At 71.4% G+C, this 20,231-nt stretch carries 27 protein-coding genes and 1 tRNA gene; 8 read left to right on the top strand and 20 right to left on the bottom strand.

Going from position 1 to position 20,231, the window contains the following annotated elements; translation table 11 throughout:
* Nucleotides 1–4: 4 nt before the first annotated feature.
* On the top strand, nt 5–448 hold the full coding sequence (locus tag AC1DZA_RS18535) for a nitroreductase/quinone reductase family protein (RefSeq protein WP_476773853.1): 444 nt from the start codon (nt 5–7) through the stop codon (nt 446–448).
* A 53-nt stretch (nt 449–501) separates the two neighbouring features.
* Nucleotides 502–1,407, top strand: a complete 906-nt coding sequence (locus AC1DZA_RS18530) for a CHAD domain-containing protein (protein WP_476773852.1) — start codon at nt 502–504, stop codon at nt 1,405–1,407.
* Between the two features lie 25 nt (nt 1,408–1,432).
* On the opposite strand, the gene AC1DZA_RS18525 is transcribed toward AC1DZA_RS18530, so the two are convergent.
* The gene (locus tag AC1DZA_RS18525) at nt 1,433–2,050 is read right to left on the bottom strand and encodes a GNAT family N-acetyltransferase (RefSeq protein WP_476773851.1); all 618 of its coding nucleotides are present in this window, start codon (nt 2,048–2,050) and stop codon (nt 1,433–1,435) included.
* Between the two features lie 91 nt (nt 2,051–2,141).
* Between AC1DZA_RS18525 and AC1DZA_RS18520 the strand changes: the two genes are divergently transcribed.
* A complete protein-coding gene (locus AC1DZA_RS18520) occupies nt 2,142–2,615 on the top strand; it encodes a MarR family winged helix-turn-helix transcriptional regulator (RefSeq protein WP_476773850.1) in 474 nt (157 codons plus the stop codon).
* On the top strand, nt 2,612–3,268 hold the full coding sequence (locus AC1DZA_RS18515; RefSeq protein WP_476773849.1) for a hypothetical protein: 657 nt from the start codon (nt 2,612–2,614) through the stop codon (nt 3,266–3,268). The genes AC1DZA_RS18520 and AC1DZA_RS18515 overlap by 4 nt, the downstream gene beginning before the upstream one ends.
* Nucleotides 3,269–3,286: 18 nt before the next feature.
* Here AC1DZA_RS18515 and AC1DZA_RS18510 read toward each other — a convergent pair whose 3' ends face one another.
* Nucleotides 3,287–3,748: a hypothetical protein gene (locus AC1DZA_RS18510; protein ID WP_476773848.1), complete on the bottom strand. Its 462-nt coding sequence runs from the start codon at nt 3,746–3,748 to the stop codon at nt 3,287–3,289.
* 236 nt (nt 3,749–3,984) lie between these two features.
* Here AC1DZA_RS18510 and AC1DZA_RS18505 point away from each other — a divergent pair.
* A tRNA-Pro gene (locus tag AC1DZA_RS18505) sits at nt 3,985–4,061 on the top strand.
* Between the two features lie 187 nt (nt 4,062–4,248).
* Here AC1DZA_RS18505 and AC1DZA_RS18500 read toward each other — a convergent pair.
* From AC1DZA_RS18500 to AC1DZA_RS18475, 6 genes are all read right to left on the bottom strand, one after another.
* Nucleotides 4,249–4,821: a YceI family protein gene (locus AC1DZA_RS18500; protein ID WP_476773847.1), complete on the bottom strand. Its 573-nt coding sequence runs from the start codon at nt 4,819–4,821 to the stop codon at nt 4,249–4,251.
* Nucleotides 4,822–4,895: 74 nt separating this feature from the next.
* Complete coding sequence (locus AC1DZA_RS18495; RefSeq protein ID WP_476773846.1) at nt 4,896–5,960, bottom strand: sodium:calcium antiporter; 1,065 nt, start codon at nt 5,958–5,960, stop codon at nt 4,896–4,898.
* A gap of 40 nt (nt 5,961–6,000) precedes the next feature.
* On the bottom strand, nt 6,001–6,393 hold the full coding sequence (locus AC1DZA_RS18490) for a DUF302 domain-containing protein (protein ID WP_476762719.1): 393 nt from the start codon (nt 6,391–6,393) through the stop codon (nt 6,001–6,003).
* A 54-nt stretch (nt 6,394–6,447) separates the two neighbouring features.
* Entirely contained in the window at nt 6,448–7,131 is a 684-nt protein-coding gene (locus AC1DZA_RS18485) for a VanZ family protein (RefSeq protein WP_476773845.1), read from the bottom strand.
* Nucleotides 7,128–8,204 (bottom strand): sensor histidine kinase, encoded by a 1,077-nt coding sequence (locus tag AC1DZA_RS18480; RefSeq protein ID WP_476773844.1) that lies wholly within the window; start codon nt 8,202–8,204, stop codon nt 7,128–7,130. Before AC1DZA_RS18480 ends, AC1DZA_RS18485 begins: the two co-directional genes overlap by 4 nt.
* 10 nt (nt 8,205–8,214) lie before the next feature.
* A complete protein-coding gene (locus AC1DZA_RS18475; protein WP_476773843.1) occupies nt 8,215–8,910 on the bottom strand; it encodes a response regulator transcription factor in 696 nt (231 codons plus the stop codon).
* An 87-nt stretch (nt 8,911–8,997) separates the two neighbouring features.
* Between AC1DZA_RS18475 and AC1DZA_RS18470 the strand changes: the two genes are divergently transcribed.
* The gene (locus AC1DZA_RS18470; protein WP_476762723.1) at nt 8,998–9,672 is read left to right on the top strand and encodes a M15 family metallopeptidase; all 675 of its coding nucleotides are present in this window, start codon (nt 8,998–9,000) and stop codon (nt 9,670–9,672) included.
* 3 nt (nt 9,673–9,675) lie between these two features.
* Here the strand turns inward: AC1DZA_RS18470 and AC1DZA_RS18465 are convergent, their stop codons facing one another.
* Genes AC1DZA_RS18465 through AC1DZA_RS18435 form a run of 7 tightly spaced genes read right to left on the bottom strand, consistent with a single transcriptional unit; the run spans nt 9,676 to nt 15,209 of the window.
* Nucleotides 9,676–10,185, bottom strand: a complete 510-nt coding sequence (locus AC1DZA_RS18465) for a methyltransferase family protein (RefSeq protein WP_476762724.1) — start codon at nt 10,183–10,185, stop codon at nt 9,676–9,678.
* Nucleotides 10,186–10,195: 10 nt separating this feature from the next.
* Nucleotides 10,196–10,915 carry a RibD family protein gene (locus AC1DZA_RS18460; RefSeq protein WP_476773842.1) on the bottom strand — a complete coding sequence of 240 codons (720 nt, stop codon included), beginning with the start codon at nt 10,913–10,915 and terminating at the stop codon, nt 10,196–10,198.
* Nucleotides 10,912–11,934 carry a lysylphosphatidylglycerol synthase transmembrane domain-containing protein gene (locus AC1DZA_RS18455; RefSeq protein ID WP_476773841.1) on the bottom strand — a complete coding sequence of 341 codons (1,023 nt, stop codon included), beginning with the start codon at nt 11,932–11,934 and terminating at the stop codon, nt 10,912–10,914. Before AC1DZA_RS18455 ends, AC1DZA_RS18460 begins: the two co-directional genes overlap by 4 nt.
* Nucleotides 11,934–12,746: an SAM-dependent methyltransferase gene (locus AC1DZA_RS18450; RefSeq protein WP_476773840.1), complete on the bottom strand. Its 813-nt coding sequence runs from the start codon at nt 12,744–12,746 to the stop codon at nt 11,934–11,936. The genes AC1DZA_RS18455 and AC1DZA_RS18450 overlap by 1 nt, the downstream gene beginning before the upstream one ends.
* Nucleotides 12,743–13,825, bottom strand: coding sequence for a glycosyltransferase family 4 protein (locus AC1DZA_RS18445; RefSeq protein ID WP_476773839.1), 1,083 nt, complete (start codon nt 13,823–13,825; stop codon nt 12,743–12,745). The genes AC1DZA_RS18450 and AC1DZA_RS18445 overlap by 4 nt, the downstream gene beginning before the upstream one ends.
* Nucleotides 13,826–13,830: 5 nt before the next feature.
* Nucleotides 13,831–14,232, bottom strand: coding sequence for a 6-pyruvoyl trahydropterin synthase family protein (locus AC1DZA_RS18440; RefSeq protein ID WP_476773838.1), 402 nt, complete (start codon nt 14,230–14,232; stop codon nt 13,831–13,833).
* On the bottom strand, nt 14,229–15,209 hold the full coding sequence (locus tag AC1DZA_RS18435; RefSeq protein ID WP_476773837.1) for a zinc-dependent alcohol dehydrogenase: 981 nt from the start codon (nt 15,207–15,209) through the stop codon (nt 14,229–14,231). The genes AC1DZA_RS18440 and AC1DZA_RS18435 overlap by 4 nt, the downstream gene beginning before the upstream one ends.
* Before the next feature lie 91 nt (nt 15,210–15,300).
* Between AC1DZA_RS18435 and AC1DZA_RS18430 the strand changes: the two genes are divergently transcribed.
* A complete protein-coding gene (locus AC1DZA_RS18430; RefSeq protein WP_476773836.1) occupies nt 15,301–16,020 on the top strand; it encodes a CDP-alcohol phosphatidyltransferase family protein in 720 nt (239 codons plus the stop codon).
* 37 nt (nt 16,021–16,057) lie between these two features.
* Here AC1DZA_RS18430 and AC1DZA_RS18425 read toward each other — a convergent pair whose 3' ends face one another.
* Nucleotides 16,058–16,453: a hypothetical protein gene (locus AC1DZA_RS18425; protein ID WP_476773835.1), complete on the bottom strand. Its 396-nt coding sequence runs from the start codon at nt 16,451–16,453 to the stop codon at nt 16,058–16,060.
* Nucleotides 16,454–16,537: 84 nt separating this feature from the next.
* Between AC1DZA_RS18425 and AC1DZA_RS18420 the strand changes: the two genes are divergently transcribed.
* Nucleotides 16,538–18,178 carry an alkaline phosphatase family protein gene (locus tag AC1DZA_RS18420; RefSeq protein WP_476773834.1) on the top strand — a complete coding sequence of 547 codons (1,641 nt, stop codon included), beginning with the start codon at nt 16,538–16,540 and terminating at the stop codon, nt 18,176–18,178.
* Here the strand turns inward: AC1DZA_RS18420 and AC1DZA_RS18415 are convergent.
* The 4 genes from AC1DZA_RS18415 to AC1DZA_RS18400 form a co-directional block, all read right to left on the bottom strand.
* A complete protein-coding gene (locus AC1DZA_RS18415) occupies nt 18,135–18,350 on the bottom strand; it encodes a PLDc N-terminal domain-containing protein (protein WP_159601798.1) in 216 nt (71 codons plus the stop codon). The genes AC1DZA_RS18420 and AC1DZA_RS18415 overlap by 44 nt on opposite strands.
* 102 nt (nt 18,351–18,452) lie before the next feature.
* On the bottom strand, nt 18,453–19,058 hold the full coding sequence (locus AC1DZA_RS18410; protein WP_476773833.1) for a DUF2238 domain-containing protein: 606 nt from the start codon (nt 19,056–19,058) through the stop codon (nt 18,453–18,455).
* A complete protein-coding gene (locus AC1DZA_RS18405) occupies nt 19,055–19,948 on the bottom strand; it encodes an endonuclease/exonuclease/phosphatase family protein (RefSeq protein ID WP_476773832.1) in 894 nt (297 codons plus the stop codon). Before AC1DZA_RS18405 ends, AC1DZA_RS18410 begins: the two co-directional genes overlap by 4 nt.
* A 108-nt stretch (nt 19,949–20,056) precedes the next feature.
* Nucleotides 20,057–20,140, bottom strand: coding sequence for an SHOCT domain-containing protein (locus tag AC1DZA_RS18400; RefSeq protein ID WP_476763995.1), 84 nt, complete (start codon nt 20,138–20,140; stop codon nt 20,057–20,059).
* Nucleotides 20,141–20,231 lie beyond the last annotated feature (91 nt).

Below are 20,231 nucleotides of genomic sequence, written 5' to 3'. Positions count from 1 at the left end.
CGACATGGCCCGTCGCGGCCGAGCCGCCGATCTCGGCTTCCGCCTGCTCTCGGCGTTCCATCGCGGCGTGCTGGCGGTGTTCGGGTGGCGTGTGGCTGCCCGCATCGCCGGCATGCCGATCGTGGAGCTGCGCACGATCGGCCGTCGGAGCGGCGCGCCCCGCACCGTCGTGCTCTCGGCGCCCGTCGACGAGCCGGAGCGCCTCGTGCTCGTCGCCTCGCGCGGCGGCGATGACCGTCAGCCCGGCTGGTACCTCAATCTCGTGGCGCGTCCCGAGGTGGAGGTGACGCGGCGCGGAGCCAGGACGGCCATGGTGGCCCGGACCGCGACGTCCGAGGAGCGGACGGAGCTCTGGCCGCGCATCGTCGCCGCATACGCCGGGTACGCGGAGTACCAGCGACGGACGACCCGGGAGATCCCGCTCGTCATCTGCACGGCCCGTAGCTGACCCGCGGCGCGGCCGTTCACCGCGGCCGCGCGCCTCGTGGTTAGCATGGCGTCATGGGGTACGACGCAGACCTCGATGCCGGCACGGCCGTGACGACGGCGCTGCGCGCCATCGGTGGTCGGATGCCGCAGCTCGAGTCCGCCGCCCTGGCCGACGAGCCCGACGGCGTGCACCAGCTCCGCACGCACGTCCGCAGGGTCCGCAGTGTGCTCGCCGCGTTCACGCCGGTGTTCGACGCCGCACCGGTCGTCTCGCTCCGCCGGCGGTACAGCGAGCTGGGCGCCGAGCTCGGGGTCGTCCGGGATATCGAGGTGCGCGTGCAGGTCGCCGAGCGCGCGCTCGAAGAGGTCGCGGCCGAGGATGACGCCGTCGATGTGGCGCAGCGCGACGTGGCCCGCGCCCGCCTCCTCGATGCCGAGCGCGCCGGGTACGCCTTGGCGCACGCACGCTTCGTCGACCGCCAGGCGCTGCCTCGGGCCGGCGCGCGTCGGGCCGAGCTCGACGCCTTCCTCGCGGCACCCCCGTTGGCGCCGCCGGCGGCCGAGCTCGCACTCGACGTGCTGCGCCGCCTCATCGACGACGAGGCCCGTCGTGCCCTCCGTCGCGCCGACCGGGTGCACGACGGGGGAGATGATGACGCCCTGCACGACGTGCGCAAGGCCGGACGCCGGCTGCGCTACGCCGCCGAGGCGCTCACCGACGACCCGGTGGCGCTGTTCGGGACCCACGTGCGGGCGCTCGCGGAGGTCGGCGACGACCTGCATGACGTGCTGGGGGACCACCGCGATGAGGTGCTGTTCGCCGAGCATGCCCGGCGCACGGGGGCGCACGTGGCGCACGAGGGCGGTGCATCGCTCCTGTTCGAGCAGCTGGCCGCGGCGGCGGAGGCGCGCGCGGCCGACCACCTGCGCAGGCTGCCCGAGGTCGTGGAGCGGCTCCGGGACCTGGTCGAGGAGTGATCGGCGGCGCTCTCAGCACCCGTCGTCAGAGCCGGAGCTGCATGATCGCCCGGTCGGCCGTGGGCCGTGCGACCTCCTCGAAGCCGGCGCCCTCGAACATCGTGACCGTGCCATGGAACAGGTCGGCTGCCGGAGTCTTGCCGCGAGCCGCCGGATCGACGGCGTAGCCCTCGAGGATGCGCGCGCCGTGCTCGCGGGCGTAGCTCACCGCCGCCTCGGTCAGGGCGCCGGCGACGCCCTTGCGCCGATGGGCGCGCGGCACCACGAAGCAGGTCACCGCCCAGACCTCGGGGTCGCCGAAGTCGGGATGCCGGGTGCCGTCGGCGATGATGCGACTCCGCTGCAGGCGGATGAGGTCGACCCTCGGCTCGACCGCGCACCAGCCCACCGGGGTGTCGCCGTCATAGGCGAGCAGTCCGGGCCCGGCGTCGGGGGTGGCCAGCTGGGCGGCCAATCGATCGTGCAGCGCCTCGTCGCCGACGCCTCGCCAGTCGCTGCCGGGGATCTTGTACCACTGGCACCAGCAGTGGGCCGGATCGCCCTTGGTGCCGAACACGGCCTCGACGTCGGCGAACGGCGCATCCTGCGCCGGGATGATGCGCAGGGCCGCGCTCGGGGTGTCGACGGTGACGGCGGCGTCCATGACGACAACGGTATCCGGGAGCGGCGACATCCGGAATCGCCCTCGACGCGCCAGTTCGTGAAGATAGGTAATGATGTAGTAACATCACGATATGGCGACCACGATCACCGTGCTCGACCGACTGCTCGAGATCGGCGAGCTGTTCCAGAAGGACATGGCGCGAGCATTCAGCGGAACCCCGCTCACGCCCGCGCGCACCCGGGTGCTCTGGGACCTCGCGCACTCGGGTCCGTCGACCCAGCACGCGCTCGCGGCCAGGCTCGAGGTGAGCCCCCGCAACATCACCGGACTCGTCGACGCGCTCGAGGCGGGCGGGTACGTGACCAGGTCGCCCCACCCGACCGATCGCCGGGCGATCATCGTGTCGCTCGCGGCATCCGCCGAGCAGTTCATGCATGAGATGCAGCGCGAGCACGCCGACCTCACGGCCGATCTCCTGGGCGCGGTGGCACCCGCCGACCGACCGGCCCTCGAGCGCGGCATCGACGCGATCGCGGCTCGGCTGCGCGACCTCGTGGCCGACGAAGAGGCGCGTCAGGGCGACCGGGCGGAGGCCGAGGCATGACCGTCGTGGCGACGGGCCGCCCCGCGGCATCCGTGTGGCAGCGCATCGCCAGCCTCCTCAAGCGCGCCGTGCTCGTCGAGCTGAAGATCTACGCGAACATCGGGCGGTTCATCGCCCGCCGCCGAGCGGTCCCGCGAGGCGCCGCCGGCTTCGGCTACCACAAGCCGGTCTTCACGGTGCTCACGATCTTCATCGTGCTCTCGGCCGTCGAGATCCCGATCATCGATCTCATCGTGCACCGCTGGCCCGCGGTGCGCGTCGCATTCCTCGTCCTCGGCATCTGGGGTGTCACGTGGATGTTCGGCCTGCTCTGCGCGTACCTGATGCGGCCGCACACGGTCGGCCCCGACGGCATCCGCGTGCGGCAGGGCCTCGAGATCGACCTCCACCTGAGCTGGGACGACATCGCCTCGGTCGCGCGCGTCACGCGCGTCGACGAGCCGAAGTCGCCGCGGTTCGAGGAGACGGATGACGCGCGCGTGCTCGTCTTCCGCATGCAGGACGAGACCGACATCGAGATCGAGCTCGAGCGCCCGACCGTCGTGCGCCTTCCCGGGCTCGCGCCCGAGGGCGGCGAACAGGTGATCACCGGGCTGCGCATCTGGGTCGACGACCCCCGTGCGTTCATGGATGCGGTGCGCATCCACCTCTGACGACGGGTGTCGCGGGCGTCACGCGCGGGCGGGCTCGGCGTCGCGCTCGGCGTCGTGCTCGGCTGCGGGCTGGCCGGTCAGCTCGTCGGGCGCCTGCACCACCCCCGCGTCGGCGCCTGCCGGGGCGCGCTCGGCGTCCTCCTCGTCGAGGTCGTCGACGTCGCCGAGCACGTCGGATGTCGCGTCCACCGGTGTCGCGGACGACTGGTTCGCCGTCAGGGCCGCTCGAGTGCGCGCGTGGGTCGCGAGCGCGAGGAGGAGACCCAGGACGCCCGCGGCGATGAGCAACCCGCCGATCGTGGCCCTCGACTGCAGGCCGAGCAACTCGGCGGGGTCCGAGCCGCCCTGGTTGTAGAAGTCGGCCTGTCCGGCGTTGCCGCTCAGGACCATCCAGGTTCCCGCACCCCCGACGACGACGGCGGCGACCCAGAGGCCGAGGAGCGGAAGGTTGAGCGCGGGGCGGCGGTTCGTGGTGGGCAAGGGTCCTCCTCGTTCGGCGGCGGCTCGCGGCATCCGCTCGCTGCTCGTGTCGATGTGCGACCGTGATCGGTCCCCACGAAGCTAGGCCTGGCACCTCTGCGTGGGCTATGTCCGCGCCATGCATCCGCCGTGCGAATCCCGCGGCCGTGTGCGGCGTGGACTCGCCCCGTGTGCACGAGCACCCCTTCGGATGCCGCTATGATGGTCAAGTTGTCTTCCGTGAATGCGGTCGGCATCGGGCTGTGGCGCAGCTTGGTAGCGCACTTGACTGGGGGTCAAGGGGTCGCAGGTTCAAATCCTGTCAGCCCGACCAGAGAAGCCCCGGTAGATCGGAAGATCCGCCGGGGCTTTCTTCATGCCGGAAGCGCCGTTGCTGAGGGGCAGGCGTCAAGGTGTGGAGACATCTGCACCGAAACGTCGCGAGTCCGCCATGACGAGAGAACGCCCCGTCTCCGGCCGATGGAGACGGGGCGATTCGTGTGCGAGCTCAGGCCCCCACCTCAGGCGGCCTGTTGCGCGTCGCCCTCGCGCTTGATCGCCGAGATCTCGAACTCGAGCGTGATCTTCTCCGAGACGAGCCAGCCGCCTGAGTCGAGCGGCATGTTCCACTCCAGGCCGTACTCCCGGCGGTCGATGCGCCGCGTGCCCTCGAATCCGGCACGCAGCGCTCCGAAGGCGTCAGTCTCCACGCCGGTGAACTCGATCGGGATGGTGATCGGTTTCGTGACGTCGCGAATCGTCAGGTCGCCCGAGACGACGAGGGCGTTGTCGCCCACTTCCTCGATCCTGCTGCTCGTGAACACGACGTCGGGCCACTTCTCCGCGTTGAAGAAGTCGGCGCTGCGCAAGTGGTCGTCGCGTTGCGTGTTGCGGGTGTCCACACTGGCGACCTTGAGCACGATCTCGGCGGTCGACTTGGTCGTGTCGTCGAAATCGACGTGCAGGCTGCCGGTGACGTCGTTGAAGGCACCGCGGACGTTGGCCACCATGGCGTGTTTGGCCGAGAAGCCGATGCGAGTGTGGGCGGGGTCCAGGTCCCAGTCGCCGCTGAGGTCTGGTCGATTGTCGGTCATGATCTCCCCTGAGTCGTTGCACGGACCCGAACAGTCTGTCATCCGCGGGCTGATCGAATGCTCCACCCCCGCCCTCAGCCGCCGCCGATGGCGAACAGGCCCACGATGCCGATGACGTAGAGCACCAGCACCACCAGCGAATCGACGCCCATTCCGAGCACGCGTCGCGTCGGGCGGAAGATGAGGCCGACCACGTAGACCAGCGTGAGGAGTGCTCCGAGCGCGGTGAGGTAGATGTCGGCCGCTCCGGCGGCGGGGAGCACGGCCCTGCCGGTGATCAGGGTGGCGACCAGGAAGAGCACCGGGAGGAACGCGTTGCCGCCGAAGATGTCGCTGACGGCGAGGTCGTCGTCGCCCTGCTTCACCGCCTGAAGCCCCGTGGAGATCTCGGGAAGCGACGTCGCGAGCGCCAGGAACGTGGCACCGAAGAGCAGGCCCGACATGCCGAGGACGTCGGCCGCGGCATCCCCGCTGCGTTCCAGCGCGACGCCGGCTCCCAGCGTGGCCAGCGCCGCGATCGTGAAGAACAGCCACGCCTTCGCCGTGCTCATCGACGCGTGCGGCGGCTCGGGCCGGCGGCGCCGGCGGCGCGGTCCGGGCGTCGGCCTCGGCGGCGCTCCGGTCGCCTGCCAGGGCAGGGCCACGGATGCACGCCGCACGAGGACGAGGGCGGCGACCCAGAGCACCGCGATCAGCACCACATCGGCGGTGAGGCGCCCGAAGAGCGCATCGGCCGGCAGTTGCGTGCCCGCCATCACGACCGTGAGGATGGCCACCACCATCACGGCCTCGACGACCAGCACCAGCGAGGCGGCGCGGTATGTCAACGGGCGGGCGCCCGGTGCCCGCCTGCCGAAGACATCGAGGATGACGAGCACGACCGTCTGCAGGGCGATGCCTCCGAGGATGTTGCCGACCGCCACCGAGATGTCCCCGGACATCGCCGCACTGACCGTGATCGCGATCTCGGGCAGGTTCGTCGCGATCGCCAGCACGATCAGCCCGCCGAGGGCGCTGCCGATGCCCAGCCGCGCGTCCAGCACATCCGTCGTGCGCGACAGCTGGATGCCCGCGACCCACACCACCACCGCGGCGGCGACGAAGATCACGGCCAACAGCCAGAGGGGCAATCCGTCCATAGCGCCAGTGAACACGGAAACGGCGCGGGCCGGGGCGGGATCAGTCGCCGGTCGTCATCTCCGTGACGAGTTGCGGCAGCAACCCACCCAGCCGACCGATCGTCTCCTGCGCCGAGGCCACGTCGAACGTCTCGGTGAGATCCCGGATGTCGCGATAGGCCACATGCGTGCCCTGGCTGTCCGACCAGGCGAGGATGCGCAACGGCAGGTCGATCCCGGCGCGCGGATCCGCGAGCATCACTTCGGTGCCGACCGTGGGGTCGCCGAAGACGACCACGGTCTCGTCGGACAGCTCCAGGCCGGCGTCCCGAGCGGCCGCGGCGTGGTCGATGACGGCGAACACGTGGATGCCACGGCGCGCGAGCGCCGCCAGCAGCGCGTCCACCACCTGCGCGACGGATCGACCGGTCGTCGTCTCCACGAGGTTCGTCATCGGGGGCCTCCTTCGCCGGCGGCGGCCTCGTCACCGGTCCCCGAGCAGGCTACGTCAGAACGGGTTCTCCCGGCAGTACCGCGCGTGGGTCGCGCGATCCAGCCGACGGCGCTCGACGGAGTCGATGTCCGTCGGCGCTCCCGGAGCAGCGGGCCCGTCGACCAGGACGTCGCGCGGCGGTGCGAAGCTCAGCGGGGAGACGACGACGATCGCCGCCGCCAGCAGCGCGAGCACGGTCAGCACGGCGCAGCACCGCGACATGACCACGCCGGTGCGTGCGCCGAGCCTGCGTCGCGCGAGTGCGAGCACGGCGAGTCCGGCCAGCCCGCCGGCGGTGTTCGTGATGAGGTCGGTGACGTCGGAACTCCCGACGGCCAGCACGTACTGGAGCACCTCCATCGCAAGGCTCGCACCCGCGACGATGGCCGTGGTTCGCCACCAGGACCACGCCGGCGCGAGGAGGCCGAAGTACAGGCCGAAGGGGACGAAGAGCAGGACGTTGACGACCACTTCGGAGGGCGAGCTGGCCCCGTCGCACGTGCTCGGTGCGAACGGGACGAGCTTGAGCTGGCGCAGGTCGCCCGTTCCGACGAACGGCACCTCGAGCTTCCAGATCACGATCCACGTGAGCAGCACGAGGTACACGACGAACAGGGCCGGCAGGATGCGACGGCGCGATCGGGTCGCCTCACTCCCACCCTCCGCCGGCGACGACCGGGGCAGCTCGTCGACGCTCATCGGATCGGGCCCGATGCCGCGGCAGGAAGCGCCACTGTCACGCGCATCCCGCCCTCGGGACGACCGACGATGGTCAGGCGTCCGTCGTGCGCCGTGATGATGCTCGCCACGATCGCGAGGCCGAGGCCGACCCCGGCATGGTCGCCGCGGAGCCGCTCGGTGCCCCGCTGGAACGGCTCGGTCAGCGTGGAGACGAGGTGCGGTGCCAGGTGCTCGCCCGTGTTCTCGACCGTCAGCGTGACGGAGCGCGCATCGACGGCGGTGCTCACGTGCACGGTGCCGTGGTCGGGCAGGTTGTGCACGATGGCGTTATGCACGAGGTTCGTGGTCATCTGCAGTAGCAGCGCGTGCGAGCCGAACGTGGGCGCGATCTCGCCCGAGGTCTCGAGGCCGACGCCGCGTTGCTCGGCGAGGGGGAGGAGTGTCTCGACAGCCTCCTCGGCCAGGAGCGACAGGTCGACCTCCTCGCGGGTGAACGACCGCTGGTCGGCGCGGCTGAGCAGGAGCAGCGCCTCGGTGAGCGCGGTCGCGCGGTCGTTGACGATGCGCAGGCGCTCGATGAGGGCGCCCTGGTCACGGTCGGGGTCGTTGCGCGCGACCTCGAGCAGCGTCTGCGTGATGGCGAGCGGGGTCCGCAGCTCGTGCGAGGCGTTGGCGGCGAACCTCCGCTGCTCCGCGACCTGCGCCTCGAGCCGGGCGAGCATGGCGTCGAAGCTGTCCGCCAGCTCGCGGAACTCGTCGTTCCGGCCCTCGAGCTCGATGCGGTACGAGAGCGATCCGTTCGCGGCCCGCCGCGTGGCATCCGTGATCCGTGCCAGTGGCACGAGCATGCGCCCGGCGAGGAACCACCCGCCGACGAGGCCGAACGCCAGCAGGAAGAGGAGGACCCACGCGACGACCGGCCCGAATGCACGGACCAGGTCGTCGCGACCGGGCACGAACCCGTCGATGGTCTCGCTTGCGCGGGCGGGCACGTAGCGGAGGAGGAACAGCCACACGGCCGCGAGCAGCAGGAAGCTCGCGACCATCAGGAAGCCCGCGTAGCTGAGGGTGAGCTTGAGGCGGACGCTCATTCCCGGCGGCCTAGCCACGCGCGCCGCCTTCGTCCGAGCCGGATGCCTCGGCCTCGACGCGATACCCGGCGCCGGGCACGGTGACGATGACCCACGGCTCGCCGAGCCGCTTGCGCAGGGCGGAGACCGTGATGCGCACGGCGTTGGTGAACGGGTCGGCGTTCGCATCCCACGCCCGCTCCAGCAGCTCCTCGGCGCTGACCACGCCGCCCTCGGCGGCGACGAGGACCTCGAGGACCGCGAACTGCTTCCTCGTCAGCGCGACGTAGCGTCCGTCACGGAAGACCTCGCGGCGGAAGGGATCCAGCCGGAGCCCGGCGATCTCGTGCACCGGCGGTCGGTTGTGCGCCCGCCTCCGGTCGAGCGCACGAAGCCGGAGCACGAGCTCCTGCAGCTCGAACGGCTTGGTGAGGTAGTCATCGGCTCCGAGCCCGAACCCCGAGGCCTTGTCGTCGAGCCGATCGGCGGCGGTGAGCATGAGGATCGGCATCCCGCTGCCCGAGGCGACGATGCTCGCCGCGACCTCGTCGCCGGAGGGACCCGGGATGTCGCGGTCGAGCACGGCGAGGTCGTAGGAGTTGATGCTCAACAGCTCGAGCGCGGCGTTCCCGTCGCCGGCGATGTCCGCCGCGATCGCCTCCAGGCGCAGCCCATCCCGGATGGCCTCCGCCATGAACGGCTCGTCCTCGACCACCAACACGCGCATGCTGGCAATGCTAGGAGCCGACGCATATCGTCGGCGTATCCGAAAGCGGATACGCCCCGGCAACGCGCCCTCGCGTTGGCTCGCAGCATGAGTCGAACCACCCCGTCCCGGTCCCCGAGTCGACGCCGCGCCCGCCGCACGTTCGGCGCGGTCGTCGTCGCCCTCCTCCTCGTCATCGCCGCCGCGACGGTGCTCGGAACGCTCGTGCCACCGGCCTCGTCGTCGTCGGCCTCGTCATTCGGTGAGGGTTGGCGCGATGACGCGGGTGCGGCGCCGGTCATGCCCGACGGCGCGACCATCGGCGACCTCACCGAGGCCGACGGCACGATGCCCGACGGCGTGACGGTGTTCGACGACGAGTACCCCGGCGTCGGCAAGCTCGACCCCGATCTGCTCGCTGCGCTGCGCGACGCGGCGACGGATGCCGCAACGGACGGCATCGGCTTCGTGGTGAACAGCGGCTGGCGCTCGCCGGAGTACCAGGAGCAACTGCTCCAGGACGCGGTCGCCACGTACGGCTCGGAAGCGGAGGCAGCCAGGTGGGTCGCGACGGCCGCCACGTCGGCCCATGTCTCGGGAGACGCGGTCGACATCGGCGACGCCGACGCCGACGCGTGGCTGGCGGCGAACGGCGCCGGGTACGGCCTCTGCCCGATCTACGACAACGAGCCGTGGCACTTCGAGCTGCGCGAGGAGGCGCTCGCACAGGGCTGCCCCACCACGTATGCCGACCCCACCGAGGATCCGAGGATGCAGCAGTGACGATCAGCCGCGCCACGGCGTGAGCCGCGGCCACCAGCCCGGGACGTTGCGCCGGTAGGCGGCGTACTGCTCGCCGTATGTCTCGGTGAGGGTCGGCTCCTCGTAGCCCTTCACGAACGCCACCACCGCGGCGAGCACGACGACGGCGTAGACGAGAAGCCACCAGCTGCCGAACAGCAGCGCCTGGCCGAGGATGATCGCGAGCACCGACAGGTACATCGGATTGCGCACGTATCGGTAGACCCCGGTCACGACGAGCGTCGCAGTCGGAGCGACCGGAGCGGGCGTTCCGCGGTGCAGGGCGAACAGCGCGAAGGCGTGCAGGAGGAAGCCCACTCCGACGCCGATCGCGATCCAGGCGATCGGCAGTACGACCCAGGCGGCCGTGCCCCAGTCGCACCAACGCCAGCCGGAGATGAGCCACGGGATGATGCCGGCGACGATTCCGGGCGCGAGGAGGAGGAAGACGATCGTGCCGATCCACGCGCGCACGGGCGAAGCTGCCTGGGCCATGGGCGTCGGGCTAGTCCGGTCCGCCGGGGAGGGAACCACCATGTGCCGTGCCTCGCTCGGACAGTGCATACCGCAGGAGCACCATGTCGCCGACCCGACGGCTCTCAGCGAGGGGTGCGCGACGGTCGGCATTCCACGGGAACGTGCCGTCGCCGATCAAGCGCGGGGCTCGCCGGTCGCCGACGAAGAACGGGGCGATCGCCAATTGGAGTTCATCGACGAGGTCGGACGCCAGGAACTGAGTGAACACGGTTCCGCCGCCTTCGACGAGGAGCGTCCGCACGCCCCGGTCGTGCAGCTCGCCGACGAGATCGACCGCGGTGAGCTCGTCGGCCAATCCCACGATGGTCGCACGATCACCGAGCCGTTCCTGGATGTCGCGGGTCGCGGACGTAGGGCAGTAGACCAGCTTCTCCGTGTCTCCGAAGGTGAAGAACCTCGACTCCGGATCGAGGTCGCCGGTCGCCGTGACGGTCACCTTCCAGGGCGACGGGGGACGGCCTTCGGCCTCGCGCCGACTCCGTCGCTCCTCGCTGCGCACGAGCAACCTCGGATTGTCGGCCCGCACGGTGCGTGCTCCGACGAGGATGGCGTCGCAGTGCGCGCGCACCTCGTCGACCCTGTCGAAGTCCGCCTCGTTCGAGAGCGCGAGACGCGGCGGGGAGGCGGTATCGAGGTATCCGTCGATGGACATGGCTGCGCTGAGGATCACGTACGGACGGTCGATCACGATTCCTCCTTCCGGCCAGTGCCGGTGAGAACGACCGTACGCTCGGGTGCGGTCGATTGCGCGCGTCGGGCGGCGGATGTCGCGGCGACGACGAGTGCGGGGGTGACGGCGATCATCGCCAGGATGCCGAACAGGGTGGCGGCGGCGACACCCGCGGAGGCGCCGAGGCCGGCGACGGCGAACGTCCAGCCGGCGATCCCCTCGCGCGGACCCCAGCCGCCGAGGTTCAGCGGGATGGATCCGGCGAGCAGCACGACGAGCGCGAGGGCGGCGAGGCGCATCGGCGGCACGCTCGCTCCCACCTCGGCGACCGCGACGCCGAACGTCACGACGTGGCACGCGACCACCACGATCGATGCGACGACGACCTGCAGGAGCGCTCGGGCGGATCCCACACCGGCTGAGAGCTCGTCGAGCTCGCGTCGCAGCGCGGCGCGCGCCCGGGCGCTCGTCGCCGTCATCGCGAGCGTGGCGAGTGCGATCACGGTGACGACGAGGCCGGTCGTCGCGAGCAGGTAGCCCTGGAACTCGGCGGCGAAGCACGCGATGACGACCACCGCGAGCGCGACCTGCACGACCTGCCCGACGGTGCGCTCGATGACGACGGCCCGAGCGCCCTGCCCGACGTCGCCGGCGTCGCGGCCCTGCGTGAGGGCACGCTGCACGTCGCCCACCACGCCACCGGGAAGCACCGTGTTGAGCAGCTGCGACCGGTAGTACATGCCGACGGCGCGTGGGTAGGGGAGGCCCACCCCGAGTCGCTTCGCGATGATGCTCCAGCGCCAGGCTGCGGCGGCGGTCGCCGTGGCGGAGAGCGCGAGCGCGGCGACGATGACGCGCAGGTCGACGCTGAGCAGCCCGTGCAGGAACGGCCCCGTGCCCACCTGGGCGACCACCGCCATGAGCACGCCGACCCCCACCAGCACACGTACCGCGAGTCGGAACCGTCGCGACGCCCAGGCTGCGCGGAGCCGTGACCCGATTCCCGTCGCGGCCGATGCGATCCTCACCGCGGACATCACGGCCACGCCAGGAGATCGGCGTGCGCGACCTCGGCTGAGAGTGCACCGCGTCGCGATTGCGACGAACGAAGGGTGCGGTACGCCGCGCCGTCCGCTCGGAGGTCGGCCCGCTCCTCGAGGGCGGCATCGCACCATCCGGCGAACCACTCGTCGAGGAGCGGTCGCTCGTGGTCGCCGAGCCGCCAGGGGGTGGCGGCGGTTCGAACGTTCCAGCCGGCCTCGAGGAACCGGCGTCGCGCGAGCGCGACGCCAGTGGGCCCGACGAGGCGCCGCGCCCCCGCGCGACGTCGCTGGTGCGCGTTGAACGCGGCCTCGAACGCGTCGTCGCGAGGATCCCCGGGGTCGAGGCGGACCTGCCCGGTCACGCTGAGGCTCAGCAGCACGGGGCATCCGACGGCGACGCACGCGTCGGTGACGGCGCCGACCTCCCTCGACGTCAGCACGTCGAGCAATGCCGAAGCGGTCACCAGCGCGGCGCCGCCGAGGTGATCGGACCCGAAGTGGGCGAGTTCGCCGCTCCGCGTGCGGATCGCGACCGGTCGTCCTTCACGATCGGTCGCGCCCGCGCGCACCGCTCGCTCGAGGAGGGTCGCGTTCCAGTCGTGCAGGACCCAGGTCTGCGGGCCGGGCAGCTGCGGCGCGAGCCATCGCATCATCGAGCCGGTCCCGCTTCCCAGGTCGTGGATCACGATGGGACCCGGCGCGAGAAGTCGGGCTGCTTCGAGCGCGAGGCCGCGGGACCGCGCGCGTGCGTCCTCGGGTTCGCGGAGCGCGAGCCAATCGCTGCTCACCTCGATGACCTCGCTCATCCGGCGCGCCGCCGCTCGGACTCGACGCCGCCCGCGGCAGGGCGGGTTCGTCGCAGGACCGTCCCGGCGATCCGAGCGGACTCGGCCCAGGTTCGCCTCCCGGTACGGGACCGCACCGCTTCGGCCTTGAGCACCGCACGCCGAGGAGGTTCCGCCCACCACTGCCGGAGCACCGCACGCAACGCCACCGGGTCGTCGGGAGGGATCAGGACGGCGGCCGTGCTCCCGACGACCGCCTCCGGCACCCCGCCGACGCGTGCCGCCACAACCGGGATGCCGCGGGCGACCGCCTCCGCGGCCACCATGCCGTAGCTCTCGGCGCGCGACGGCACCACGACGAGGTCGGCCGCCTGGTACGCCTCGGCGAGCCGGCGACCGGTGAGCACGCCCGGCAGCTCGATGCGCTCCGTGAGCCCAGCCGATCGGATGGCGGCAGCGGTCCGGGTCGCGAACTCCGGGTCGGCGTCCAGTGAGCCCACGATCGAACAGCTCCATCCGGGCAGGTCGTCCATTCCCGCAAGCGCGTTGACCAGCACGTCCTGCCCCTTGTGGAACGCGACCGCGCCGACGCAGAGCAGGTGGCCCCCGGATGCGGATCCGGTCGCCGTCGGTGCGGCGTCCGTGCCCGGACGGGCGACGACGATGCGATCGGGTTCCGCGAGCGCACGGGCGACGAGTTCGGAGCGGGTCCACTCACTGGTCGCGATGACCCGCCGCGCGGCGTTCAGTGCCACGCGCTCCCGTTCGGCCGTCGACGCCCGGTCCTGGATGCGGGGCAGGGCGCTTGCGACCATGTGCGCCAGCACGACGATCCGAAGCCGCGTCGACTGCGCCTCGAGCACTCGCGAGGCCGCGACCGCGAGCAATCCGTCGATCAGCACGACGTCGTCGCGGTGGAGCGCGGACAGCGCGCTCGCGACCTCGTGACCGCCGTCTGCTGCGACACGCACCATCCGGATGTCGACGCCCTGCGCCCGGAGGGCCTCGCCGATGCGCCGGTCGTAGACGTTGCCGCCGGTGACGCGCTCGTCATCCTCGATGCCGTCGGGCACCAGGAACTGCACGGCTGCGTCTGGCATTCGTCTCACAACGTCCGCTCGTACGTCGCCCAGGCGATGTGGGACTCGTGCAGCGTCACCTCGATGGACGACAGCCGCCCATCGGCAGACCCGAGTCGTCCGTCGGCGATGCGCTCGGCGATGCGGTCGGCGATCACCTGGCAGAGGCGTTCGGTCGTGGTGTTCATGCCGGCGAACTCGGGCTCGTCGTCGAGGTTGCGATAGGTCAGCGAGCCCGTGATCTCGCTGAGCGCCTCGGCCGCCCGTCCGATGTCGACGACCACGCCGTCCGCGTCGAGGTCGCTCGCGCGGAAGGACGCGTCGACGACGAAGGTCGCGCCGTGCAGGCGCTGCGCCGGCCCGAACGTTGCTCCCGAGAAGCTGTGGGCGACCATCATGTGGTCGCGAACGGTCAGGGTGAAGGTCATTCGGCGTCCGTCCAATCGATCGTGTGGCAGAGCTCCGCGCCCTGCCCCGTCGCGAGCCCCTCCATCACGGCGGGGAGGTCGGTCCAAGGGGAGTCGCCCGTGAGCAGCGCGTCGAACGCGGGATCCCGCAGGAGGTCGAGCGCGAGCGTCAGCCGGTCGCGCGTCGTGCGCGTGCCGCGGCGACGACGGGCGACGGCCCCCACCTGGCTCGACCGGATGGACAGGCGGCGCGAGTGGAAGTCGGCACCCAGTGCGAGCGTGACCGGCCGGTCGCCGTACCAGCTGGCCTCGATCACCTCCCCATCCGTCACGACGGATGCGAGCGCGAGCTGCAGCCCGGCCTCCGACCCGCTCGTGTTGATGACGAGATCGCGGTCGCCCGGCGCGTCGCCCGGTTCGGCGAATCGCACGCCGAGTCGGTCGGCGACGGTGCGACGCGACGGGTCGACGTCGACGAGCACCACGTCGAGACCCGGGATGCCGCGGGCCAGCCGCGCGATGCTGCATCCGATCATGCCGGCGCCCACGATCGTCACCCGGTCGCCGATCAAGGGGGCGGCATCCCACAGCACGTTCACCGCCGTCTCGACCGCTCCTGCGAGCACTGCACGCCGAGCGGGCACGCCGCCCGGGACGGGGATCACGGCCTCAGCCGGAACCGCGAACCGGGACTGGTGGGGGAACAGGGTGAAGACCGTGCGGCCCCGGAGCTCATCGGGCCCCTGCTCGACCACGCCGACGTTGAGGTAGCCGTACTTCACCGGGCCCGGAAACCCGCCCTCCTGGAACGGCGCGCGCATCCGCTCGTGCTCGCTGGTCGGCACCCGACCGAGGAAGACCGAGGTCTCAGTGCCACGGCTGATGCCCGTGCGGCTCGTGCGGACGAGCACGTCGCCCTCGCCGACCGGGCCGATCGACGCTCGTCGCATGACCCCGACGCCGGGCCGGTCGATCCAGAACGCCACGGCCTCGAGCAACGGTATGCCTCCTTCGGTGAACCTTCCGGGGATGCCAGACGTGTACATGAATGAATATGCTCCGTGAGATGCTCCCTGACAAGGACACGTGATGGCGATCAAGGAGGTTCACCTCGCACCGATCGGGTTTGCCGGACTCGGCGGTGCGGGCGTGCTGGCGATCTGGACCGCCGACGGGCTGCCGCCGATCGGCTGGATGGCCGCGCTCGCCTATCTCGTGGTGAGCAACGCCCTCCTGCTCGGTGCGCTGCGACGCGCGCGCACCTCCCGTCTCGGCTGGGGGAATGCCGTCACGGCGACGAGGTCGACGCTGGTCGCGATCCTCACCGGGCTGGTCGCTGCATCCTTCGTCGCTCCGATCCCGGTGCCGCTGCTGGTGGGGCTGGTCGTCCCGGCCCTGGTCCTCGACGCGGTGGACGGGTGGGTCGCCCGACGGACCGGGACCATGACGGAGTTGGGCGCGCGCTTCGACATGGAGGTGGACGCGTTCCTCCTGCTCGTGCTGAGTGCGTACGTGGCACCGATCCTCGGCCTCTGGGTGCTCGCGATCGGCCTGATGCGCTACGTCTTCGTCGCCGCGGGATGGGTGCTTCCGCGGCTTCGCGAGCGGCTCCCGTATCGCTATTGGCGCAAGGTGGTGACGGCCGCGCAGGGAATTGCCCTCACCCTCGCGGCATCCGGCCTGGTCCCCGAGCTCGCGGGCGTGGTCGTCGGCCTCGCTCTGGTCCTGCTACTCGAGTCGTTCGGTCGCGACGTGGTGTGGCTGGCGCTCCGAAGCCGGGCTCCACGCGTCGAGGTGGGCGCGACGTGATCGACGCGCCCGGCCGATCGCGGGAGCCGACGCGAGGTCATTCGACCCGCTGGCTGCGGAGCACGACCGGCGTGGCGATGCCGAGGATCACGACGCCGATGGCATCGATGACGACCGTCTGGGGTACGAGGGTGAAGTCCCACGACTCGGTGATGCCGAAGAGGCCGACGGTCAGCGCGAGCAGGAGCGCCGCGAGGCTCGCGATGACGAAGAGCAGGCTGAGGACGGTGGCGAGACCCAGGAGCCGCCCGTGCAGCACGAGCATCCCGATCGCCAGCACGACACCTGCGATCCCGTTCAGGACGAAGAACACGCCGAGGATGCCGCCGACGCCGTCGAAGACGAGGAACAGGTGGATCCCGCCGATCGCGGCGAGGACGATCGCGCTGAGGATCCGAAGGACCCGCAGGACGGGCCGGTTGCTTGCAGTCATGTTCATACCCGCTTCCGATCGAGGCCTCCGGCGGAGCCGCTGACCATGACACGAGACAGCGGGGGCAGGGGTTCACTCGCGTGGATGCCCCGAGCGCGCGACCGGGTCTCGCTCGTGGTCGCGATCCTGCTCCTCGTTGTGACGCCGCTCGTGCCGGGAGCGCTCGCGGACGGTGCTCCGTCGGCGCTCATCGGACTCCCTGCGGAGTCGATCCTCGTGCTGTTCCTGCTCTTCCTCATTCCCTGGGCCCCGGCGCGCCTCATCGCCGCAGCCGCCTTCGCGGTCACGGTCGTCGCCGCGCTCGTGCTCGCCGGCATCGATGCCGGCTACCGGTCCGTGCTCGACATCCCATTCGATCCGCTCGACTGGCAGCAGCTGAGCGACGCGTTCGGGGTCGTCGAGGGTTCCATCGGCGCCGCCCCGGCGCACGCGCTCGTCGCACTGCTCACCGTCGTCGCCCTCGGGCTCATCGTCGCCCTGTCGTGGGCCGCGCTTCGCGTGGGGCACGCGATCCGTCCGGATCGGGGGCACGGCGGGGCCGTGATCTCGGCGCTCGCCGCAGCGTGGCTCATCGCCGCCCTCGTGGGCTCGCAGCCGGTCGCCGGGCAGCCGGCCGCGGCCGCCGCCTCCTTCCGGGCGATCACCGCCTCGGCCGCACGCGCCGCGGCAGGTCTCGCCGCCCTGGCCGACCTTCCGGAGCAGATCGCGACCGATCCCTACCGGGACGCCGCGGGCTCCGACCTGCTGACCACGCTGAAGGGCAAGGACGTCGTCTTCGCCTTCATCGAGAGCTACGGCGAGGTGGCGGTGCAGGAATCGGGCTTCTCGGGAGGCGTGGACCAGGCGCTCCGTGACGGCGAGGCGCAGCTGCGCGCTGACGGCTACACGTCCCGGAGCGCCTTCCTCACCTCCCCGACGTTCGGGGGCCTCAGCTGGCTTGCGCACTCCACCTTCCAGACGGGGCTGTGGATCGACCGGCAACCGCTCTACAGCGCGGTCATCCGGAGCGACCGACTGACGCTGAGCCGGGCATTCGGGAGAGCGGGCTGGCGCACCGTCAGCGTCGTGCCCTCGAACACGGAGCCGTGGTCGTTCGGCACCTCGTTCTATCGCTTCGACACCCTGCTCGACGCGAACAACGTCGGCTATCGGGGGCCGTCGTTCGGGTACGCGCGGATCCCCGACCAGTACACGTGGAAGTACTTCGCCGACCACGAGCTCGCCGGGGGCCACCAGCCGGTCATGGCGGAGATCGACCTCGTCTCGTCGCACACGCCCTGGGCACCGCTCCCTCGGCTCGTGCCGTGGTCGAAGGTCGGCGACGGTTCCGTGTTCGAGCCGCAGCCGGCTCAAGGGGAGTCGGCGACCAGCGTCTGGCAGGACCCGAAGAGGGTGCAGCGGGCGTACGCCCAGTCGATCGAGTACTCGCTCGGCGCGATGTTCGAGTTCCTGCACGAGTCCGACGACCCGGACCTCGTGCTCGTGGTGCTCGGCGACCACCAGCCGGCGACGATCGTGAGCGGACAGGGGGCCGGCCATGACGTCCCGATCAGCATCATCTCGAAGGACGCGGCGGTCTTCGAGGCGATCGGGGAATGGCACTGGCACGACGGGATGCTCCCGGCGCCCGACGGGCCCGTCTGGCGGATGAGCGCCTTCCGTGACCGGTTCCTCGACGCGTTCAGCGCCGGCGGCCCACCACGAAGTAGCTCAGCGGACCGATGAAGTTCACGGCGATGAGCACGGCCCACAGTGCCTTGGGGCCGCGGACCAGCGCCGCCGGCCTGCGGGCGAGGTCCGTCCACGCGGTGGCCGCGAGCGCGAGCTGCACGGATGCCGCGATGAGCATGCCCGTCTTCCGGCCGCTCGAGAGCTCGTTCCAGTTCTGCGCGGGCATCTCCGGCTCCCTTCCAGAGGTCGACGACATCGACGGTCTCGGGGTCACCCTAGTCTCATGGCGCCGCGACCGGAACGCCCGACGGCGTCTCGGCGGCGGCGGTCATTGCGCTGCGACCGTGCGCCGGTGCTCGTCCACGAACCGGGAGTCGCCGGCGAGGAACCGCATCCCGCACCCGGCGAGCAGCGCACCGGCACCCCCGACCACGAGATCTCCGATCGAGTCGGCGTAGCCGACGTAGATAACGGGGTCGATGAACGTGTGCCCGAACCACTCGGCGACCTCCCAGAGCACGCCCAACGAGAGGCCGAGTGCGGTCGTGAGGAGCATCGCCGAGGCGACCGGATGACGCAGCCGCCCGGCATCCGCGATCACCCCCGTTCGCTGGAGCAGGAGGTACAGCAGCGCCGCGGCGAGCCCGTTGGTCGCGAAGTGCGTCGGGATGTCCCACCACCGCACCGACAGGTAGAGCTCGAGCACGCTGCTCCACGCGGAGACGAGCACCGCCACACCGAAGGCGAGGTCCACGCTCGGACGGACGCCGAGCAGTCGCGGGAAGAGCGACGCGAAGACGGCGAGCGACACCGTCAGCGCGGCGAGCGGGCCCCAGCCGATGCCCGCCACGACGATGCTCGCGGCGCCGACGAGGCGCAGCACGTCGGCCAGGACTTCGGCGCCGACGGGCCGGCGGAGGAAGGTCGCGATCATCGCTCCTCCGGTGCCGCTGCGGTCTCCGTGGCGTTCGCGATCCCGCCCGATGCGGCCGGGGCCCGGATCACGGCCTGCACCGGTTCGTGGTCGGATGCCGCGGCGCCGTCGAATCGCACAGCGTTGATGCCCGTGCGCTCGACGACGACGCCCGGACCCACGAGGATGAGGTCGATGCGCTTGCCGCCCCGGCGGAGGCGTCGGTAGTTCGAGAACGTTCCCCACTGCGGGGTCAGTCGCTCTGCCGCGGCCTGCCACGTGTCGCGCAGCACACCGCTCTCGGTGAGACGACGGTGGACCGCCGAGTCGACGTCGGCGTTGACGTCACCGGTGACGACGATCGCGGCATCCGGTTCGGCGGCGCTCGCCGCGGCCGCCCTCGCCACCAGGTACCGCGCGGACTCGAGCCTCGAGCGGGTCGAGAGGTGATCGAGATGCGTGTTGGAGGCGAGCACCCTCGCGCCCGTCGCGCGGTCGGTGAACTCGGCCTCCACGACGACGCGGCGGACGATGTTCCCCCACGACCGGGACCCTGCGACCTCGGGTGTCGACGACAGGGCGAGCTGCCGCCACTGCGTGAGCTCGAGCCGTTCGGCGTCGTAGAAGATCGGACAGCGCTCGCCGCGGCCCGACGGATTGCGCCCGTACCCGATCCACCGGTACCGGGGTCCCAGGGCGTCGGCGAGGTCGTCCACCTGATCAGCCAGGGCTTCCTGCACGCCGAGGATGGTGGGTCGCTCGGCGGCGAGGATGCGCCGGACGAGCGGCCTGCGGGTGCTCCAGCGATCAGGGCTGCCCGGCATGACGTGGGGGAGACGGCGACGGATGTTGTACGTCATCACGTGCAGGTCAGGCGGCGTCACCGCTCCGATCAGCGCGGCATCCGTCATCGTCACAGCCTACGGCGGCGGCCGACGGGAACGAGGGGGTTGCGCCGCGACGAAGGGCCGACCGTGCATCCCCCGATGCACGGCCGGCCCTGGTCGCCGGACTCCCGATCAGCCGAGCAGCTTGGCCTTCGCCGCCGCGAACTCCTCGTCGCTCAGGATGCCCTGGGCCTTCAGGTCCGCGAGCTGCTGCAGCTGGGCGATGACGTCGGAGCCGCCTGCCGCGGGCGCGGCCGGCGGCGGTGCCGCGGCCGCGGCAGCCGCCTGCTGCTGGGCGACCGGACCG

Source organism: Agromyces sp. P2_B3 (assembly GCF_056404815.1).
Note: the sequence above shows the minus strand (reverse complement) of the source record. Positions and strands in the feature narration are given on the sequence as shown.

Coding starts and splice junctions, on each gene's coding strand:
- AC1DZA_RS18465 (WP_476762724.1), bottom strand. CDS start 10,185: ATGGCCCAGGCAGCTTCGCCCGTGCGCGCGTGGATCGGCACGATCGTC.
- AC1DZA_RS18470 (WP_476762723.1), top strand. CDS start 8,998: ATGAGTCGAACCACCCCGTCCCGGTCCCCGAGTCGACGCCGCGCCCGC.
- AC1DZA_RS18455 (WP_476773841.1), bottom strand. CDS start 11,934: ATGTCCGCGGTGAGGATCGCATCGGCCGCGACGGGAATCGGGTCACGG.
- AC1DZA_RS18530 (WP_476773852.1), top strand. CDS start 502: ATGGGGTACGACGCAGACCTCGATGCCGGCACGGCCGTGACGACGGCG.
- AC1DZA_RS18440 (WP_476773838.1), bottom strand. CDS start 14,232: ATGACCTTCACCCTGACCGTTCGCGACCACATGATGGTCGCCCACAGC.
- AC1DZA_RS18535 (WP_476773853.1), top strand. CDS start 5: ATGGCCCGTCGCGGCCGAGCCGCCGATCTCGGCTTCCGCCTGCTCTCG.
- AC1DZA_RS18495 (WP_476773846.1), bottom strand. CDS start 5,960: ATGGACGGATTGCCCCTCTGGCTGTTGGCCGTGATCTTCGTCGCCGCC.
- AC1DZA_RS18525 (WP_476773851.1), bottom strand. CDS start 2,050: ATGGACGCCGCCGTCACCGTCGACACCCCGAGCGCGGCCCTGCGCATC.
- AC1DZA_RS18405 (WP_476773832.1), bottom strand. CDS start 19,948: ATGACGGATGCCGCGCTGATCGGAGCGGTGACGCCGCCTGACCTGCAC.
- AC1DZA_RS18475 (WP_476773843.1), bottom strand. CDS start 8,910: ATGCGCGTGTTGGTGGTCGAGGACGAGCCGTTCATGGCGGAGGCCATC.
- AC1DZA_RS18490 (WP_476762719.1), bottom strand. CDS start 6,393: ATGACGAACCTCGTGGAGACGACGACCGGTCGATCCGTCGCGCAGGTG.
- AC1DZA_RS18515 (WP_476773849.1), top strand. CDS start 2,612: ATGACCGTCGTGGCGACGGGCCGCCCCGCGGCATCCGTGTGGCAGCGC.
- AC1DZA_RS18445 (WP_476773839.1), bottom strand. CDS start 13,825: ATGCCAGACGCAGCCGTGCAGTTCCTGGTGCCCGACGGCATCGAGGAT.
- AC1DZA_RS18420 (WP_476773834.1), top strand. CDS start 16,538: ATGCCCCGAGCGCGCGACCGGGTCTCGCTCGTGGTCGCGATCCTGCTC.
- AC1DZA_RS18520 (WP_476773850.1), top strand. CDS start 2,142: ATGGCGACCACGATCACCGTGCTCGACCGACTGCTCGAGATCGGCGAG.
- AC1DZA_RS18410 (WP_476773833.1), bottom strand. CDS start 19,058: ATGATCGCGACCTTCCTCCGCCGGCCCGTCGGCGCCGAAGTCCTGGCC.
- AC1DZA_RS18450 (WP_476773840.1), bottom strand. CDS start 12,746: ATGAGCGAGGTCATCGAGGTGAGCAGCGATTGGCTCGCGCTCCGCGAA.
- AC1DZA_RS18430 (WP_476773836.1), top strand. CDS start 15,301: ATGGCGATCAAGGAGGTTCACCTCGCACCGATCGGGTTTGCCGGACTC.
- AC1DZA_RS18425 (WP_476773835.1), bottom strand. CDS start 16,453: ATGACTGCAAGCAACCGGCCCGTCCTGCGGGTCCTTCGGATCCTCAGC.
- AC1DZA_RS18415 (WP_159601798.1), bottom strand. CDS start 18,350: ATGCCCGCGCAGAACTGGAACGAGCTCTCGAGCGGCCGGAAGACGGGC.
- AC1DZA_RS18485 (WP_476773845.1), bottom strand. CDS start 7,131: ATGAGCGTCGACGAGCTGCCCCGGTCGTCGCCGGCGGAGGGTGGGAGT.
- AC1DZA_RS18480 (WP_476773844.1), bottom strand. CDS start 8,204: ATGAGCGTCCGCCTCAAGCTCACCCTCAGCTACGCGGGCTTCCTGATG.
- AC1DZA_RS18500 (WP_476773847.1), bottom strand. CDS start 4,821: ATGACCGACAATCGACCAGACCTCAGCGGCGACTGGGACCTGGACCCC.